12 protein-coding genes and 1 tRNA gene are annotated in these 18,754 nt (G+C 44.4%); 9 read left to right on the top strand and 4 right to left on the bottom strand.

Translation table 11 applies throughout. The features are described from left to right. The first annotated feature begins 46 nt into the window (after nucleotides 1-46). The 4 genes from E0E16_RS13010 to E0E16_RS12995 all read left to right on the top strand — a co-directional run bounded on the left by E0E16_RS13010 (nucleotide 47) and on the right by E0E16_RS12995 (nucleotide 6,660). Nucleotides 47-988: an IS30 family transposase gene (locus E0E16_RS13010; protein WP_130828374.1), complete on the top strand. Its 942-nt coding sequence runs from the start codon at nucleotides 47-49 to the stop codon at nucleotides 986-988. A 132-nt stretch (nucleotides 989-1,120) separates the two neighbouring features. Continuing rightward, nucleotides 1,121-1,194: transfer RNA gene (locus E0E16_RS13005), tRNA-Asn, on the top strand. Between the two features lie 776 nt (nucleotides 1,195-1,970). Then, nucleotides 1,971-5,099, top strand: coding sequence for a SusC/RagA family TonB-linked outer membrane protein (locus E0E16_RS13000; RefSeq protein ID WP_130830595.1), 3,129 nt, complete (start codon nucleotides 1,971-1,973; stop codon nucleotides 5,097-5,099). A 37-nt stretch (nucleotides 5,100-5,136) separates the two neighbouring features. After that, nucleotides 5,137-6,660, top strand: a complete 1,524-nt coding sequence (locus tag E0E16_RS12995; RefSeq protein WP_130830594.1) for a RagB/SusD family nutrient uptake outer membrane protein — start codon at nucleotides 5,137-5,139, stop codon at nucleotides 6,658-6,660. Between the two features lie 352 nt (nucleotides 6,661-7,012). Here E0E16_RS12995 and htpG read toward each other — a convergent pair whose 3' ends face one another. The 3 genes from htpG to cysS all read right to left on the bottom strand — a co-directional run bounded on the left by htpG (nucleotide 7,013) and on the right by cysS (nucleotide 12,925). Next, on the bottom strand, nucleotides 7,013-9,067 hold the full coding sequence (htpG, locus tag E0E16_RS12990; RefSeq protein WP_130830593.1) for a molecular chaperone HtpG: 2,055 nt from the start codon (nucleotides 9,065-9,067) through the stop codon (nucleotides 7,013-7,015). Nucleotides 9,068-9,361: 294 nt separating this feature from the next. Beyond that, the gene (locus tag E0E16_RS12980; RefSeq protein ID WP_130830591.1) at nucleotides 9,362-10,663 is read right to left on the bottom strand and encodes a UDP-N-acetylmuramoyl-tripeptide--D-alanyl-D-alanine ligase; all 1,302 of its coding nucleotides are present in this window, start codon (nucleotides 10,661-10,663) and stop codon (nucleotides 9,362-9,364) included. A gap of 774 nt (nucleotides 10,664-11,437) precedes the next feature. Next, the gene (gene cysS / locus E0E16_RS12975; protein ID WP_130830590.1) at nucleotides 11,438-12,925 is read right to left on the bottom strand and encodes a cysteine--tRNA ligase; all 1,488 of its coding nucleotides are present in this window, start codon (nucleotides 12,923-12,925) and stop codon (nucleotides 11,438-11,440) included. Between the two features lie 127 nt (nucleotides 12,926-13,052). Here cysS and pncB point away from each other — a divergent pair, with 127 nt between their 5' ends. Further along, nucleotides 13,053-14,273 carry a nicotinate phosphoribosyltransferase gene (gene pncB / locus E0E16_RS12970; RefSeq protein WP_130830589.1) on the top strand — a complete coding sequence of 407 codons (1,221 nt, stop codon included), beginning with the start codon at nucleotides 13,053-13,055 and terminating at the stop codon, nucleotides 14,271-14,273. An 89-nt stretch (nucleotides 14,274-14,362) separates the two neighbouring features. Here pncB and E0E16_RS12965 read toward each other — a convergent pair whose 3' ends face one another. Then, nucleotides 14,363-15,406 (bottom strand): C1 family peptidase, encoded by a 1,044-nt coding sequence (locus E0E16_RS12965; protein WP_130830588.1) that lies wholly within the window; start codon nucleotides 15,404-15,406, stop codon nucleotides 14,363-14,365. Between the two features lie 98 nt (nucleotides 15,407-15,504). Here E0E16_RS12965 and E0E16_RS12960 point away from each other — a divergent pair, with 98 nt between their 5' ends. The 4 genes from E0E16_RS12960 to E0E16_RS12945 all read left to right on the top strand — a co-directional run bounded on the left by E0E16_RS12960 (nucleotide 15,505) and on the right by E0E16_RS12945 (nucleotide 18,525). Then, on the top strand, nucleotides 15,505-16,755 hold the full coding sequence (locus E0E16_RS12960) for a peptidase U32 family protein (protein WP_130830587.1): 1,251 nt from the start codon (nucleotides 15,505-15,507) through the stop codon (nucleotides 16,753-16,755). A gap of 22 nt (nucleotides 16,756-16,777) precedes the next feature. After that, complete coding sequence (locus E0E16_RS12955) at nucleotides 16,778-17,242, top strand: DoxX family protein (RefSeq protein WP_130830586.1); 465 nt, start codon at nucleotides 16,778-16,780, stop codon at nucleotides 17,240-17,242. Nucleotides 17,243-17,258: 16 nt separating this feature from the next. Continuing rightward, nucleotides 17,259-17,675, top strand: a complete 417-nt coding sequence (locus tag E0E16_RS12950) for a SufE family protein (RefSeq protein WP_130830585.1) — start codon at nucleotides 17,259-17,261, stop codon at nucleotides 17,673-17,675. 304 nt (nucleotides 17,676-17,979) lie between these two features. Continuing rightward, nucleotides 17,980-18,525, top strand: coding sequence for an RNA methyltransferase (locus tag E0E16_RS12945; RefSeq protein WP_130830584.1), 546 nt, complete (start codon nucleotides 17,980-17,982; stop codon nucleotides 18,523-18,525). Nucleotides 18,526-18,754: the final 229 nt, after the last annotated feature.

Here is an 18,754-nt window from a genome sequence, read left to right as displayed (position 1 = left end):
AAAAAAGGGAGACCTCTGTCTCCCCAAGATTAATTAACTTTGTATTGTGAAATATCATCAATTAACCTCGGAGCAAAGGTCGCAAATTTTCGCCTTACTCCAAAAGAAAACAGGGAGAAAAGAGATTGCCACAATCGTCGGCATCAGTCAGTCAACACTATCACGTGAAATCAAACGCAACAGCACGCCATCAGAAAAGTATATCTGGACAAAGGCGCACGATATGGCTATGCAGCGCAGAAAGAGAACGGTAAAGAACGCCAGGCTCTCTAACGAATTAGTCTGGAGAATTAAGGAATATATCACCAATGACCAGTGGTCTCCACGACAAATATCAGGTTATCTGCGCAAGAATGAGGGAATAAAGGTGTCCCACCAATCCATTTATAATATCATTCATAATGATACAACAGGGGAACTTGCCAAACACACAAGGCATAAGATGAAATACAGGCATCGTCCCAAGGGCAGGCATTTTCCAATTAAAGACAGGTTGAGTATCCATGAAAGAAGTAAGGAAGTTGACGGGAAGAGATTTGGAGATTTTGAGATGGACTTGATCGTAGACCCTGACCAGCATGCCATACTCACACTGGTAGAGAAATCCACCAATATGCTGCTTATGCAGAAACTGCCATTTGGGAAGCAGGCAAAGCCTCTGGCAAAGGTAGTTAGAAAACTGCTGCTACCATACAAGGACATTCTGAAGACCATTACAACAGACAACGGACCTGAATTTGCGGCACATAAGGATATTACCAAGTTCTTGGGCGTGCCCGTATACTTCGCTGATCCATATTGTTCTTGGCAAAAGGGAGCTATTGAGAATACAAATAAACTAATCAGACAATATATACCGAAAAAGGATTCGTTTGAACATTACACAGACAAGAGAATTATGTCGATACAAAAGAAATTGAACGAAAGACCGAGAGAAAAATTAAACTTTTCTACTCCAAAGTGTGAATTCTTCAAATACGTTTTATAATTTTGCACTTGCTGGTTGACTCTGCGTATTGAAAAAATATGCGTGTCGATTTTATTTTTCTTTAAAAAAGTTTGGTCAATTAAAAAAAACACCATACCTTTGCACACGCTTAAAAGGAAAAAGTAAAATCCTGCTTCAGTAGCTCAGTTGGTTAGAGCACCTGACTGTTAATCAGGGGGTCGTTGGTTCAAGCCCATCCTGGAGCGCACAGACGGAAGTCCAAACAAAAAGGGCTTCCGTTTTTTTTTGATGGGAATCTGAAAGGGTTATTCCCAATACAGTCATTTGGAAAATAAATTATCGGGATTGCTCCATTGGCCCTCTGAAAAGGACTCTGTCGTTGTACGCCGCCGGATTTTGTCTTTGTCGGACGGATAAACAAAACTATAAAAATCTAAGTTTAGCCTTCCAAACATCCATTACATCTTTCTTCCATGCCAAACAGACTAATATTAATAAGGTGAAACGATCCATCTCGTGCATTTGAAACTAAGTCCGTGTTCAACTTTTGTGTGTTTTTTTTAATGATTTTTACAAAGTGTCAGCAAATAATCGGAAATAGGCTTATTTGGTAAGTGTCAAGCCGATGAAAAGCCATGTTTCTTGTTTTCTTCGTTTACATTGTGCAGTATATTGTTGCATTATTCTTATTTATTCTCGTTTATTTAAGTGAGAAGTTGCAATTTGTGGTGCCTTTAATAAAATAAAGTATAATAAAAGGATGATAGAAATGAAATGATTATTATTTAGTGCATATTTTTGCACTTTTAATCCATAAAGAAGAAATAAGTGTTAATAAACGTAAATATGATGCTTTTTCATTTGAAAATATATCTTTTGTCAGGATTATTGTATTATATTTGCAGTAGTTAATAAAGTAAAATGCACAATCAGACGGTATGACTTCGATGTAATAAGCATTTGAACGTACCGGATAAAGAGAGGAAATCTTTCACTTAAACATAATTTAAATAGTAATTTTATGGAAAAAAGACTAACAATGTTTCTCGCATGCCTGTTCCTAAGTTTAGGGATAGCTATGGCACAAACACAGATTAGCGGTACTGTGATTTCTGCAGACGACAGTCAGCCCATTATCGGTGCTTCCGTGATGGTTGAGGGAACTAAAAACGGTACCGCTACCGATCTTGACGGTAAGTTTACTTTGAGCGTACCCAAGGGTGCGAAACTCGTAGTTTCTTACATTGGTATGGTAACCCAGACCGTATCCGCAAGCAACAACATGATTATCAAGTTGGCAAGTGTGGGTAGCGATCTTGACGAAGTCCTCGTCGTAGCTTATGGTACGGTGAAGAAATCAACCTATACCGGTGCTGCCACCAACATCGACTCGAAGAAGTTGGAGAAGGTGCAGGCAGCCGATGCCTCCAAGGCTTTGGAAGGTATGGTAGCCGGTTTGTCCGTAACCTCTCCTTCCGGTCGTGCAGGTCAGGGAACAACGATGCGTATTCGCGGTATCGGTTCTTTGAATGCTTCCAGTGCACCGCTCGTTATTTTGGATGGTGCTCCTTATGATGGTGAAATCAATGCCATCAATACAAAGGATATTGAAAGCATCAACGTTTTGAAGGACGCTGCTTCCGCTGCTTTGTATGGTGCTCGTGGTGCCAACGGTGTAATCTTGATTACTACGAAGAGTGGTAACAAGGGTCGTGTACAGGTATCTTTCGATGCTCGCATTGGTACAAACAAGCGTGCCGTTCCGGAGTATGACATCATCCGCGATCCGGGCTTGTATTACAAACTGACATGGGAAGCTTTGAAGAACTCTGTTACTTACATTGATGATCCTGAGGCTAATCCCGCTCAGTGGGCTTCCGACAACTTGATTGGAGAATTGGGTTACAATATTTACAAAACTCCTGACAATCAGGTGGTTGATGCGAACGGTAATCTTACCACTGCTCCCATCCGCTACGAAGATGCAAGCAACTTCAACGATTGGGATGGTGTTCTGTACGACCCGAGAACCCGTGAGGAATACAACCTCAGCGTAACGAAGGGTAGTGAAAAATCTAAGGTTTACTTCTCTTTGGGTTATTTGAACGACCGCGGTTTCAACATGAATACTGGTTTTGAGCGTCTGACTAACCGTATGTCTTATGATGCTGACATCACCGATTGGTTGAGAATTTCTGCTTCCTCACAATTTGCTAAGACCAATGCTCGCAACGCGGCTGATGAGGGAAGCAACTATAGCAATGCCTTCATGTGGAGTCGTATGATTGCTCCTATCTATCCTATCTATAAGCACGATGCTGATGGTAAGATTTTGCGCGATGCAAATGGAGAGGGTATTTATGATGATTCGCAAAGCCGTCTCTATGCAGGTGGTATGAACCTCATCAAGCAAAACCTACTCAATGTACAGAAGAATACCAATTACTACCTCACCGAGAACGCACGCATCGACGTGAAGCTGCCTTACGACTTCAAGTTCAGCACAACTGCAACATTCAATGGCAACTGGTGGCGTTGGACTAATTTGGTGAATCCACTCGTGGGTGATGGTCAGGCATACGGCGGTATCCTCAATAAGGAAGTAAACCAATCGTTGTCAACCAACTGGAACCAAATCTTGAATTGGGATCGGACATTCAACGACTTTACAATCCATGCCATGTTGGGTCATGAATACTTCTCACAGAGATGGAACTTCATGTCTGGTGAAAAGAAAGGTCTTCTCGACCCGACTCTGCCGGAATTCCGTTCAGCAGCTTCCATTTCCGATTTGGACTCTTTTTCTCGCGAATACAAGGTAGAAGGTTTCTTCGGACAGGTAACAGCCGATTATATGGACAAGTACTATGCTTCTGCTTCTCTGCGTCGTGATGGTTCTTCCGTATTCCACCCGGATCACCGCTGGGGTACATTCTGGAGCGTGGGCGCATCTTGGCGTATCAACCAAGAAGACTTCCTAAAGGATGTCAAGGCCATTCAGAACTTGAAGCTGCGTGTCAGCTATGGTGTTCAAGGTAACGACTATCTCTACTTGCCGGGCTCATCGGTAAGAGCTTATACTCCGTACACCAACCTTTATCGAATTTCCTCTACAGGTACGGAAAGTGTTTATGGACCTGTCTATAAAGGTAACAGAGAAATCACTTGGGAGAAGAACAACAACTTGGACGTAGGTCTTGAATTCTCATTCTGGAAGGGTGCCATTGCCGGTGAACTCGACTTCTTTACTCGTCGTACATCAGACATGCTCTTCAACCTCCCGATACCTTCAACAACAGGTTTCGATACAGAACCCGTAAACTTCGGTAACATGAGAAACACTGGTTTCGAGTTTAGCCTCTCTTCTAATGTTTACAACGATGAGCACATCAACGTGAATGTAGGCGTAAATGGTATCACTTATAAGAACAAGATTACCAAACTGCCTGAGAAGTTCAAAGAAGATGGTATCACTTCTGGTTGGCGCATCATGAAAGAGGGTGGCGGCATCTACGATTACTATATGGTGAAATCTGCCGGCGTTAATCCTGAGAATGGTGAACAACTTTACTGGATTTGGAACGACGACAATAAACAGTTCGAGAAAGTAGGTGGAGCTGATTATGACAGCGGTTTGAAGAACAGACAATTTGTGGGTTCCTCTTTGCCTAAATTGACAGGTGGTTTCTATGTCAACGCTGCTGCTTACGGTTTCGACTTCTCCATGCAGTTCGCTTATCGTATCGGTGGAAAGGTTTATGACGCCAACTACGCTGGTTTGATGTCAGCCGGAAATCCGGGTACTAACTGGCACATGGATATTCTCAATCGTTGGACTCCGGAGAATAAAAACACCGACGTTCCACGTTTGCAGAGCAGCACACAAATCCTCACACAAGCTACCGACCGTTTCATCATTGATGGCTCTTACCTCAGCTTGAACAACCTCACATTAGGTTACACGTTGCCAAAGAGCGTCTTGAACAAAGTGGGTATTCAGGGACTTCGCCTTTACTTTGCTGCCGACAACCTCGGTTTGTGGTCTAAGAGAAAAGGTCTTGACCCACGTGTTTCACTCAACGGTACACAAAATGTCAGTGTAAACAGTGCGGTACGTGCCCTCTCGTTTGGTATCAACCTGAATTTATAAAAATCAGTTTAATAAACGATTATAAAATATAAGAAATATGAAGAATTATATAAAAGTTGCAGCTGCACTCGCATTCACGTTTGGTTTGGCAGGGTGCGACCTCGATCCTGTGGTAACGGATAACGTAACTCAGGAACGTCACGACGAGTTGATTGGCAACCCGGAAACACAGCCGAAGGTAGCAAAAGCTGCTTTGGCAAAGGTATATTCCATTTTCCAGGATTTTTATGACAGCCATGATGATTTCGGTTTGAAGGCTTTCCATATCGCTACCGATTTGATGTGCGAAGACGTTGCATATCAGAATTGGAACTGGTTCCAATTCGACTATCAGATTGATAACCGCATGGAGAATTATCGCCGTACCAGATCTACATGGGGGCAGTTCTATGACGTTATTGCGAAAGTGAATCTCCACTTGGAAACTTACTTTGCTCAGGAATCCGACGATCCCGAAGTGATGGCATCTAAGGGTGAGGCACTTGCTCTGCGTGGTATCTCTTACTTCCATTTGGTAAACTTCTATCAGCATACCTATAAAGGTCATGAGGATGCACTTGGTGTTCCTCTCGCATTGAAGTCAACCGATGAGAACCTTCCTCGCGCTACCGTGAAAGAAGTTTATGCACAAATCATCGAGGATCTGAAATACGCTGTTGATCACTGCCATAACACTGGTGTTCGCACAGATGTAGATCGAGCTGTCGCTGCTGCTTATTTGGCAAAGGCTTATGCTCAGATGGAAGATTGGGCAAATGTTAAAACCTATGCTGTGATCGCACAAGAAGGTGGTACCGATAAGGTTTCAGAGCCAGCTCGCGGTTGGGACATTGGTCAGCCTGACATCTTGTGGGGCTATGACATCAACTCTCAGAACTCTACGTTGTGGGCTTCATATTGGAGCCACATGGATCATTTCCTCTCCAGAGGTTATGCTGCCGGTGGTAAAACCAAGCTTATCTACAACTACCTGTACAATCAGATTCCTAAGAGCGACTCTCGCAGAAAGCTCTGGATTGATAAGGATTCACTGCCTGAAGTAGCGATGCAGATGCTCGCACAGACTCACAACTCTGGTATGAAAAAATTAGATGATCTTGATAACTTTGAGCAAGTGAAGTTTATTGCAGGTGAGGCAGGAATGGAACAAGATTATTGCTTCATCCGCGTTCAGGATCCTATTTTGCTTGAAATCGAAGCATTGGTAGAATTAGGAGAGTTAGGTGATGCACAAACCAAGCTCACTGCTTTTGCCAGCAAGCGCGATCCTAAGTTTAAAGCTCCTACAACACAGGATGAACTCCGCAAGGAGGTTCGTTTCCAACGCCGCATAGAGCTTTGGGGTGAGGGTACAAACTGGTTCGACATGAAACGCTGGAAGGAAACTATCGACCGTACCAAGGGTTACACGATTAAGGATAAGAATGGTAAGGACATTCAGGTTGTTTCCAACCACAAGGAATCTGCAAGAAAGGTAATGCGCACAGATGATAAGAACTTCTTGCATAAACTTCCGATTAAGGAAATTAATGCCAACAAGAACTTGGTACAGAATCCATAAATCTCTGAGTTGTTTTTAATTATCATGCGCTAAGCATTTCTTAGCATGTAGAAAATGGGCTGCATCCCTATGAAAGGAATGCAGCCTTTTTATGTCTTATCAGCATACTGCGATTTTATCGTAAGTATCCAATCTTAGTCGCCTTTGTGAAGAATATCGTAAGCATCCAATATTAGCCGCTTACGAAATAAAAAGAAACAGGAGTTAAATACCGGTGGAACGGTGTTTAACCCCTGTTTAATTCAGCTCAGCTGTTGATAGTTCTGTTTATTAGTTTATCAAACTTACTGAGCTGTTGATAGTTCTGTTTATTAGTTTATCAAACTTATTGAGCTGTTGATAGTTCTGTTTATTATTTTATCAAACTTACTGAGCGTTTGATGAACTTATCCAGCGCAGCCCCTTTCAGCATGCCATTTTGCAATAGGGCAAGATCTATAAGTTGGTGAATCGATTCGTTTTCTTTGGCATAGTTAGAGATTATCGTTCTCTTTTCATCTTTTTTCTGTGCGATGGAGCTTTCCGTTTTCTTGAGGTCTTCTTTTTCCTCGTTTGTTATTTCTTCCGGCTTCTTCTTCCCTTGTTCTTGTCGAAGTACTGCCAATCGTGCTTGCAAACCTTTTATCTCACCGATTATCGGTTTGAGGTTGTCGTTTGTGTTCTTGTCGCTTTCTTCCAAAATCTTTTTAACGAGTGAATGGTCCGAGTTCAAAACAAGTGTATAGTTATCGGGCATCTGAGCATAGAAAGCCATTCCTTGTTGGAATTTGCTCATCTCTTTCATTCTGCGCATATATTCATTTTGGGTAATGACAAGCGGTTGTGCCTGTTCTCCCAATGCTTGTACATCAACCATAAACTCTGTTTTCTTCATGTTAGGCATCTGTGTTTGGAAAGTCTCTACCAGCAAATCGCGTTGATTTTCGTTTAAGGTTTGTTTGGGGGTGTCTTCTTTGGCGATAATTCTGTCTATCACATCAGAATCTACTCGGACAAAACGCGATTTCTCGAATTTTTGCTCGAGCATGGAAAAAGTAGGTACATCAAGTTGTCCGTCAGCAATGATAACCGAATAGCCTTTTTCTTTTGCTGCTTCTATGTAAGAGAATTGCTCCTCTTTCTCTGTCGAGTAAAGATAGATGAGCGTATCGTCTTTGTCTTTCTGGTTATCTTTGATGAGGCTCTTGTATTCTTCAAAGGTAAAATGCTTGCCATCGACATCTGTGAAGAGCGAAAAGTCTTTGGCACGGTCATAGAAATCGTTTTCCGACAACATACCATAGTTCACAAAGAGTTTCAAGTCGTTCCATTTCTCTTCGTATTCTTTTCTATTTTCCTTGAAGATACTGTTGAGGCGGTCTGATACTTTCTTCGTTATGTAAGAAGAAATTTTCTTTACGTTGGCATCGCTTTGTAAATAGCTGCGACTCACGTTTAAGGGGATGTCCGGCGAATCGATCACCCCATGCAGCAGAGTGAGAAATTCCGGTACGATACCTTCCACCTGATCGGTAACAAATACTTGATTGGAAAAGAGTTTTATCTTGTTACGTTGCAATTCGATGTTGTTTTTAACGCGGGGGAAGTATAAAATACCGGTTAAATTGAACGGATAGTCCACGTTGAGATGAATCCAGAACAATGGCTCATCGTTCATTGGGAACAATGTGCGATAAAAGCTTTTGTAGTCTTCGTCTTTAATGTTTGATGGCGTTTTGGTCCATAGAGGCTCTACATTATTTATAATGTTATCTTCATCAGTTTCAACGTTTTTGCCATCCTTCCATTCCGTTTTCTTGCCAAACACGATAGGCACGGTCATGAATTTGCAATATTTGTTCAGCAGACTTTCTATTTTTTGTTTTTGTAGAAACTCTTTGCAGTCATCATCAATATGAAGGATGATGTCTGTTCCTCGTTCTTCTTTATTCGTTTCTTCCAACGAAAACTCCGGACTGCCGTCGCAGCTCCATTTTACAGCTTTTGCGTCTTCCTTATAACTCTTTGTGAGTATTTCTACTTTCTTTGAGACCATGAAAGCCGAGTAAAAGCCAAGTCCGAAATGACCAATAATAGCTTCAGCCTTGTCCTTATATTTATCAAGAAAGTCCGTTACGCCTGAGAAAGCAATCTGATTAATATATTTATCTATTTCTTCGGCATCCATACCGATACCATTGTCGCGAACGGTGAGTGTGCCCTCCTTTTCATCGACGATTATGCTAATTTTCAGATGATCTGTCTTGTCTTTGAAATCTCCGGTGATAGCAAGTGTCTTTAGTTTTCGAGTTGCATCAACGGCATTTGAAACGAGTTCACGCAGAAAGATTTCATGATCTGAATAAAGAAATTTCTTGATAACAGGAAAGATGTTTTCTGTTGTTACGCCAATTTTACCTTTTTGCATAGTTTATCTTTGTTTTTTAATAATATTTTTTGTCTATAACTATACAAATTCTGTGCCAATACCCACAAAAGAAAACCATCTAACCCAAGTTTCACTCTTTATTTCGTCCAATCCCCTTGTCTTTGCTGTTTCTGCATTTCGATTATGGACTTTGTGTCCTACAAATTTTTATTTTCCCGAATGGTTCATGTTTCAAGTTTAATTCAGAAATATTCTGTTAGTTCCTAACTAATTATTTATCAGTGTGATATATATTATTTATGCCTTTACATGGGGGAAATTTCGGCTAATTCCCTACAGTAGTGCGGGAAGTTCGAAAAGTCTTGTACCGTTGCTGCCTTTTATCAAGATGTATTTCCCTTCGGGTACCAGCCTTTCAATCTCCTTTTTCACCGCTTCCACATCCTTAAACTTTCGGAATTCGGTCTTGGTTTTCAAGAAGTTCTCGCCCACCAACCACACCTCCTCAATGCCGGCAACACAGATGCGGTCCACCACTTTTTGGTGTTCCTCTTCGCTTACCTCTCCCAGCTCGCGCATATCGCCGAGAATAGCCATTTTGTTTCCCACGTCCATCAGTCGGAAATTCTCTATGGCAGCCGCCATACTCGATGGATTGGCGTTATAGGCATCCACAATCAGCTTGTTGTGTTTGGTTTCCATGAGTTGCGACCGGTTGTTTTTTGGCGTGTATGTCTCCAACGCGTGGCAAATTCGTTGCGCATCTATGCCGAAATGCAGTCCGATGGCAATGGCAGCCAGCATGTTGTCAAGGTTGTAAGTCCCGATGAGGTGCGTGCGTACCTCTTTCCACTCACCTCCCGGCTCTTGCCATCTGAAGCACAGGAAGGGCGCACAGTCCATCAATTCTCCTCTTACATTTGCCGTTTCGTCATAACCGTAAGTCATGATGCGGTTGAATTGTCTTTCGTCCGCCATCTTTGTCAGGTCGGCATTGCTCTCATTGAGGAAGAGCAGGCAGTTGTTGGCTTTCAGATAGTCGTAAAGCTCGCCTTTTGTCCGCTTCACCCCTTCGAAACTTCCAAATCCTTCAAGGTGCGCCCTCCCCACGTTCGTGATGAGTCCGCAAGTGGGTTCCACGTAGGTAACGAGTTTCTCTATGTCTCCCTCGTGCGAAGCTCCCATCTCTATCACGGCAATGTCGTGTTTGTCGTTCAGTCCCAAGAGTGTGCGTGGCACCCCCACATCGTTGTTGAAGTTGCCTTCCGTGTGCCACACGTTGAATTTTTCTGCCAAGACTGCCGATATGAGTTCCTTGGAAGTTGTCTTTCCGTTGGTTCCGGTGATGCCAATGACGGGTATGTGGAACTGTCGTCTGTGTTCGCGTGCCAACTCTTTATAGGTGGTGAGTGTGTTGGCAACGAGAATGTATCTGTCGTTGCCCGGCTCGGCATACCCCTCTTCGTCGATAACGGCATGGCTGCACCCTTTCTCCAGTGCCGCTTTTGCGAATTTGTTTCCGTCGAAATTCGCCCCTTTCAGTGCAATGAATATGCTTCCTTTCGGACAGTCGCGGCTGTCGGTGGTGATGACCGGATGTTTTTCGTACAACTTGTATAGTTCTTGAATGTCCATGATTTCCGATGTTTGTGGTGATGCAAAGGTACGGTAAATCGCAGAGACTTCAAAAGAAGTTCTGTGATTATTTCTCCTCACGGCGTTAATTTGTCCCACCCCCTCAGGTTCCTTCCTTTATGTTGTGCGCTTCTGAAAGTTTGTCTTTCACACATCCGACCTGATCATCACCACGAAAAAACATGACAAAATCAGTATCAAAATCATGCTTTGTAACACATTGATAATCAAGGTGGTATTAATCGAAATTTAAAAGCTTAGCTTTTGCACTCCGATACATGACCTTTTGCATTGCAAAAGCTTACCTTTTGAAGGGCAAAAGGTAAGCTTTTGACAGATGAATGAAGAAATTTTAGGACATTATTGACCTTTTCCCATATTGTGGGAAAGGATTTTTGCGTTGTCAATGTCCCCAAAAACTAAAACAGCTGCTTGCCTTTTGTCTTGCCCGGACGGGCAGGTGCTGATATGAGTTCATGGCGAATGGCTTTTAGTTGGTAAATTGCCGAATAACAACCATCTGTAATTGAATGTTTCTAATGACCGTTCGTTGGGAAAAAGCACCCATGCGGTTTCTAATGACCAATTTGGGATAATGCTATTTCACAAACAAATAGCCGGCAGCAGATTGTGTTTCGGAAACACAACAAGAGCCGGTATTCCGTTCGGGTTACCGACTCTTGTTGTTGGATGTGTGGTGAGGTCGTGAAATCTCCATTTTTTGCTGTGGAGTTCCCTTTCCTTGTGTGGGATTCCCATTTCTTTAGGAGGCTGTTACCGGTCTAATTTCCACGTAACGCCGTCTTTCGTGTCTTTCACTTGGAAGCCCGCATCGGCAAGTGCATCGCGGATTTGGTCGCTGACTGCCCAGTTTTTTTCTGCTTTTGCTTTGGCGCGTAGGTCGAGAACCATGTCCACCACCTTGCCGTATGCCTCCTCTCTTGCGCTGTTGTCGGTTTCTTTTTCGTTCATCAGTCCAAGAATATCGAACGCGAAGAGGCGCATTACCTCGGAAAGTTCCCTTAGGTCATCTTCGGCGATGCTTGCCTTGTGGTCTGCGATGAGATTGATTGTGTGGCAAGCCTCGAAGAGTGCGGAGATGACGGCAGGCGACATGAGGTCATCGTTCATGGCATCGTAGCACCTCTGTCGCAACCCACCGACAAATTTCTTTGTGTCGGCATCCGAATCGGCTGAGGTTTGAATGCGTTTCAAGTCGTCTATTCCGTTCATTAGCCGTTCGTAACCTTTCTGTGCAGCTTGTAAAGCCTTGTTGGAGAAGTCCACCGTTCCGCGATAGTGAGCCGACAGGATGAAGAATCGTATGGTCATCGGTGTGTAAGCCTGTTCCAATGTCTTGTGGTTTCCGGTGAAGAACTCTTCCAACGTAATGAAGTTGCCGAGCGATTTTCCCATTTTCTTTCCGTTGATGGTAATCATGTTGTTGTGCATCCAATATTTTACCATCTCATCACCCTGTGAAGCCACTACTTGGGCTATTTCGCATTCGTGGTGAGGGAACACCAAATCCATGCCACCGCCGTGGATGTCGAAATGTTTGCCTAAGTATTTGCGTCCCATTGCCGTACATTCGCAATGCCAACCGGGGAAGCCTTCGCTCCATGGCGACGGCCATCGCATGATGTGTTCCGGCATGGCACGTTTCCAAAGGGCAAAGTCTGCTTGGTTCTTCTTCTCGCTTACACCTGCCAACTCTCTGGAATTGTTAATCATGTCGGTGAGGTTTCTGCCGGATAGCACCCCGTAACGATGGTCTTTGTCGTATTTCTTCACATCGAAATAGATGCTTCCGTTGCTCTCGTAGGCATATCCGTTCTTCAAGATTTCCTGAACGAGCTCCTCCTGTTCGATGATGTGTCCCGTGGCGTGTGGCTCTATGGAGGGCGGAAGCACGTTGAGCATGCGCATGGCGTCGTGGTAACGATTGGTGTAATACTGTGCCACCTCCATTGGTTCAAGCTGTTCCAATCGTGCTTTCTTCTCAATCTTGTCATCGCCTTCATCGGCATCGTGTTCCAAATGACCCACATCCGTGATGTTTCTGACGTAGCGCACCTTATAACCGATGTGCCTGAGATAGCGGAACAGTAGGTCGAAAGTTATGGCCGGACGTGCATGACCCAAGTGTGGGTCGCCGTAAACAGTGGGTCCGCAGACGTACATTCCCACGTTGGGTGCCGCAATTGGCAGAAAGCGTTCCTTCTGTCGGTGCAGCGTATTGTAAATCACTAAATTCTGCATGATAAATTGTATTTGTTTCTTTTAGCTGCAAAATTACAAAATAAATGTAAGTCCAGCCACTTATCTATCTAAAAATTATTAACTTTGCATCATTCATCTATCTCAACCATGAGAGAAAATCAGGCTTATGCAACAAATCATTCAGCATTTTACCGATAACGATGCCTATACGTTCAGTTGTCAGTACTACGTGCTTCAGACTTATCCGCGTTCCGAAGTGGAATATACCTTTTTCGACCGTAATCAGACGGTTTATCCTGAGGGCTTTGCCGAACAGTTGAACGAGCAGTTGGGCTATATGCCACAAGTTGTCATCACGGAAGAAGAAGTGGAATTCATGGCTCGCAAGATGTATTTTCTGCCCGAATGGTACTTCACGTTCTTGCGGGGGTATCGTTTTAATCCACACGAGGTTAGCGTAACGCAGGATGAAGAAGGTCATCTGGATATTTCCGTTCGCGGAATGTGGTATTCTGCCATCATGTGGGAAATGCCCATCCTAAGCATTATTTCCGAACTGATGCACAACCTGCGAGGCGAAATGGCGACTTACGACCCCATGCGGGAACGAGAACGTTGCGCGGAGAAAACGAGAAAGTTCCTTTCCGGCGGACTTGCGCTGGGCGATATGGGTACACGTCGCAGGCTTTCGTTCGACCATCAGAACATGGTGGTTCGCACAATGGCTGAAATCTCGGCGGAAGGCGGATACCGGGATGCCGATGGATTTCATCCGTGGACCGGTAAATTCACCGGAACAAGTAACGTGTATCTCGCCATGAAATACGACCTTACCGCCATTGGAACCATGAGTCATCAAATCATTGAATTTGAAGAGAATGTCAGCGGTATCTTTGAATGTAACTTCAACGTGATGAAGAAGTTTAGCGACGTATATGATGGCGACAACGGCATCTATCTTTACGATTGTTTCGGCGACAAAGTGTTTTTCAGCAACTTGTCAAAACGCATGGCAATGATGTTCACCGGCTTGCGTGTGGACAGCGGCGTGGAAGAAGAGCAATTGGAAAAGATTATAGGGAAATACAAATCGCTGGGCATCGATCCTGCCACTAAGCAAGTAGTGTTCAGCAATGGCTTGGACATTGATCGCGCCATGGAAATTCATCGGTATGTGAATGGGAGAGTAAAGGACAGCTATGGTGTGGGGACGTTCCTTACTTGCGACGTGGAGGGGGCAGAACCCATGAACATTGTCGTGAAACTGACACGAATGCGCATAACGCAAAATAGGGAATGGCACGACTGTGTGAAGCTGTCATGCGACAAGGGAAAGACATTGGGCAATCCGGAGAAGTGTGCTTACCTGATGAAACTATTGGAATAAGCGCGACAAAAGTCGATTCGTTGAAAAGAACAGAGAAGTCGTTGAAAAGAATTTGCGTCTTGCGTTTGCAGTAACTGTCTCTGACGACTTCACCGGGGAATGTAAACGGCAATGGTCTTTAATCGCACGTAGTTGGCACTGAGGTACATAAAGCCCCGATAGGGGTTGTTTGTCCCCCAACTATTCTTGCACAAAAAATATTTATTGCCCGCTTCATCGTGTGCCAATCCAATGATTTCCATGCAGTGGTCATCGGTTGTCTTGTGTCGTTCGAACGCTTCTTGGCGTTGCTCCTGTGTTACTTTCCCACTCTCATCGTCGAGCACGGCAAAGCCCCTGCCGAACGAGAAGCCCCTTTCCGAAACATCGCCTTCCCAACAAACGGGATGACCGCCATACAGACTGCGTTCTATTCGTTGCATCATGGTGTCGAGTGGCACATTGAGGAATGTGTCATGGAAGTAGTTGTCGGGCACTTCCAATGGGAAACGCTCGTTGAAAGGATGATGGGTGAAGCTGGTCAAAGCCGTGTATTCGTCATCACGACACACACTTCGGGCAAATTCCTGTGGAGTATAAACAGCTCCATACATGAACACTTGTTTCGGTGCATAGCCTATCTCGTTGTCCATGAGTTCATTGATGAGGCTCATCTGTATCTCCGGATTGGATGAAAGTGGGGAGTGAATGGCTTGTTCCAACTTGCGAACGAGTTTGTTATAATTGGTTTGAGTTTTCCGGTGGTAAGCGTCGAAGTGTTGAAGTCCGTAATTTTGAATTAAATCTATCAGCATACCTGCCATGCCCCGTGTGGTGAAGTTGTTGCTTTGCAGGCAGAATGGCATTCGGTTCTTTCTTGAAAATAATTTCTCTCTTACTTGTTCCGTCAGATATGTTCGCGCGGCATAATCCACGCTGAGATGTACGGAGTCGCCTCGCATGATGTGTTCCGTTTCAATGGTTGCCAACATGGCATATACCCAGCAAAGCGAACTCCTGCCTTGACTCTTTACGGGCGTGGTGTTCAAGCGGATGTCGTTGGTAAACCGCCTTGGACCGGCAAAGTCGTTCTTCTGCTTTTCACATCCTGTGAACAGCATTATGATGAGGAGAAGGAAAGCTATTCTTTTCATATTCATTTGCAAAGATACTGAAAATAGTAATAATCCGATAATTTGAAAATGAGAAATTCTAAGATATTTTACTTACCTTTGCAAAGTAAACAATGACAATGGATATACAGGAATATGAAATCATGGCACCCGTTGGCTCGCGAGAAAGTCTCGCGGCAGCCATCCAAGCAGGTGCGGGATCTATATACTTTGGTATCGGGCAGTTGAATATGCGCTCGCATTCGGCAAACCATTTCACCATAGCCGACCTGAAAGAAATAGCCGATATGTGCAATTCGCGTGGCATTAAGACCTATCTTACCGTGAATACGGTAATCTATGATGAAGACCTCGTTGCAATGCGGGAAATCATTGACGCGGCGAAAGAGGCTGAGATAACGGCGGTGATAGCGAGCGACGTGGCGGTGATGACCTATTGTGGGCAGGTGGGCATGGAAGTTCACTTATCAACACAACTTAACATCTCAAACATTGAGGCACTGAAGTTTTACGCTCGGTTTGCCGATGTTGCAGTCTTGGCACGCGAACTCAACATGAAACAGGTGGCAGAAATCTACCGACAAATAAGGGAACAAGACATTTGCGGACCTCATGGCAAGCCGGTCCGCATTGAAATGTTCTGCCATGGAGCATTCTGTATGGCTGTTTCGGGCAAGTGTTACATGAGTCTTCATGCCGCCAATCGTTCTGCCAATCGGGGTGAGTGTGTACAGATTTGCCGCCGTTCCTATACGGTTACGGACAACGAGACCGGCAATCAGCTGGAGATAGACAATAAATACATCATGAGTCCCAAAGACCTGAAGACGGTTCGGTTCATTGACAAGATGATGGATGCCGGTGTAAGGGTATTCAAAATAGAAGGGCGCGCGCGCGGACCTGAGTATGTTTATGAGGTGGTTACTTGTTATAAAGAAGCTATCCGGAGCGTTCTCGACGGCACTTTCACAGAAGAGAAGAAAGACGCATGGGACCAACGACTCGAAACGGTGTTCAATCGCGGCTTTTGGGATGGATATTATCAGGGACAGACGATGGGCGAATGGACAAAGATATACGGCAACAAGGCTACGGAAAAGAAAATGCTCGTGGGCAAGGTCATTAAGTATTTCTCCAAGTTGGGCGTTGCGGAACTCGCTGTCGAGGCGGCAGAGATTGTGCGTGGTGAGAAGATGCTTATCACCGGACCGACCACCGGCGTGATGAAGTTCAATGCCGAGGAGATACGCTACGAGTTGAAACCCGTTGAGAGAGCCGGGAAAGGTTGGCGTGTGTCGGTACCCGTTCCCGATAAGGTGCGCCCGAACGACAAGGTCTATAAGCTCGTGAAGACCGGAATGGAAGAATAAAGAACTGAAAATCTATATATCTATGATGGAACTACGACAGATTGCCAAATTGTTTTTAAGACTCTCCGTTGCCACTTCCATGCTTTCGGCAGTTGCCGACCGCTTTGGATTATGGGCAAAGGAAGTATGTATGTGGGGAGACCCTGACAAGTTTTTGGCTTATACGCAAACACTACTTCCCTATGTCCCGGCTGATTACATCGCCATATTGGGTTGGACAGCCACCGGACTGGAAGTTTTCTGCTCTCTTTTCCTTCTCTTGGGATTGAAACTAAAGTGGATTGCTCCACTCTCCGGTTTGTTGCTTCTCACTTTTGCGTTGGCAATGGCAACATCAATAGGCATCAAAGCTCCGATGGACTATTCCGTATTCTCGATTTCAGCCGCGGCTTTCGCGATACCGGCGTGTGGAAACGGACTGATGGAGATGGACAATTTGTTCAGGCGCAGGCGCAGGGACAGCAGAAGAATACAAATGATAGGTTAAATAAACGAAGAAGAAAATGACGATAAACGAATTGCAAGATGAGGTAATAGAGGAGTTCTCGGAGTTTACCGACTGGATGGATAAATACCAAATGCTCATTGATTTGGGAAACGAATTAAAGCCTTTGGAAACTCAATATAAGAATGAGCAAAACCTTATTGATGGTTGTCAGAGCAGAGTGTGGCTGCAATGCGACAAGGTGGACGACAAGTTGGTGTTCACTGCCGACTCTGATGCGCTCATAACAAAGGGCATAATCGCTTTGCTCATTCGCGTCATCAGCGGGCATACCCCAAAGGAAATCATGGATGCTGACCTTTATTTCATCGAGAAGATTGGGCTGCGCCAGCATCTTAGTCCGACACGTAGCAACGGTTTGCTCTCCATGGTGAAACAAATCAAGTCGTATGCCATTGCTTATTCCATGAAATAAGTCTTCGGGAGATGAATTCTTTTTTATTGCTGTCCGGTAAAAATTAACTGAAAGCTCTGTATCTCTTTATCCATCGGTATTGCAGCCGTTTTACTCATCCTGGGGCTTGGTTTTCAGTTTCAAACTGTAAGCATTATAAAATGCACTTATTTTGACAAGAAAAGACCTAAAATAACCGATAATTCTAAGAAATAATAAGTTTAAGTCTATTTTAACTAACACAGATAGCCCCAAAAAAGTTTTACCGGACAGCAATAATTCTTTTTACTTGAGAAACGGGCTGTTTAGATTGTAATTTACACCGATGAGAAAACTACGTACCATAGAGATGAAACGGTTGTCCCCGGGTGAGTTCAAGGTAGCGAAAAAACTGCCCCTTGTCGTCGTGCTCGACGATGTGCGGTCGCTCTACAATGTGGGCAGCGTGTTCCGTTCTTGCGATGCTTTTCGTGTGGAGGCGGTTTATCTTTGTGGAATTACGGCAACACCGCCAAGTGTGGAAATCCACAAGACAGCTTTGGGAGCGGAAGACTCCGTGGATTGGAAGTATTTCGCGAATACGGCGGATGCCCTGCACGAACTCCACTCTCGCAATTATTTCGTTTACAGCGTGGAGCAGGTGGAAGGCTCAACAAAACTTCATCGCTTGCATGTCGAACACTCAAACCGCCATTATGCCGTGGTGTTGGGGAACGAAGTGAAAGGGGTGAAGCAGGAGATAGTGGACGAAAGTGATGGCTGTTTGGAAATACCGCAATTCGGTACGAAACATTCGCTCAACGTGAGTGTTACGGCAGGTATCGTTCTTTGGGAATTTACCCGGCAATTGCTGCCGCGTGAAGGCAGATGAAGCGATGCCGGTGAGGACGGACTACCTTTGGCGAGGCGGAAGAATCTTCCTTATCCGCTATGTGGGAATGACCATTCGAAAGGGTAAGAAAAGTTTACAGATGTGAAATTGGAAAAAGACGGATAACTTGCAGTAAATCAGTACGATAGATTTTTAAAATCAAAAGGTCAGCTTTTGGCGTCCAAAAGCTGACCTTTTGCCTTTCAAAAGCTTACCTTTTACGTTCCAA

It is taken from the genome of Prevotella rectalis (assembly GCF_900607215.1).
Taxonomy (GTDB): domain Bacteria; phylum Bacteroidota; class Bacteroidia; order Bacteroidales; family Bacteroidaceae; genus Prevotella; species Prevotella brunnea.
Note: the sequence above shows the minus strand (reverse complement) of the source record. Positions and strands in the feature narration are given on the sequence as shown.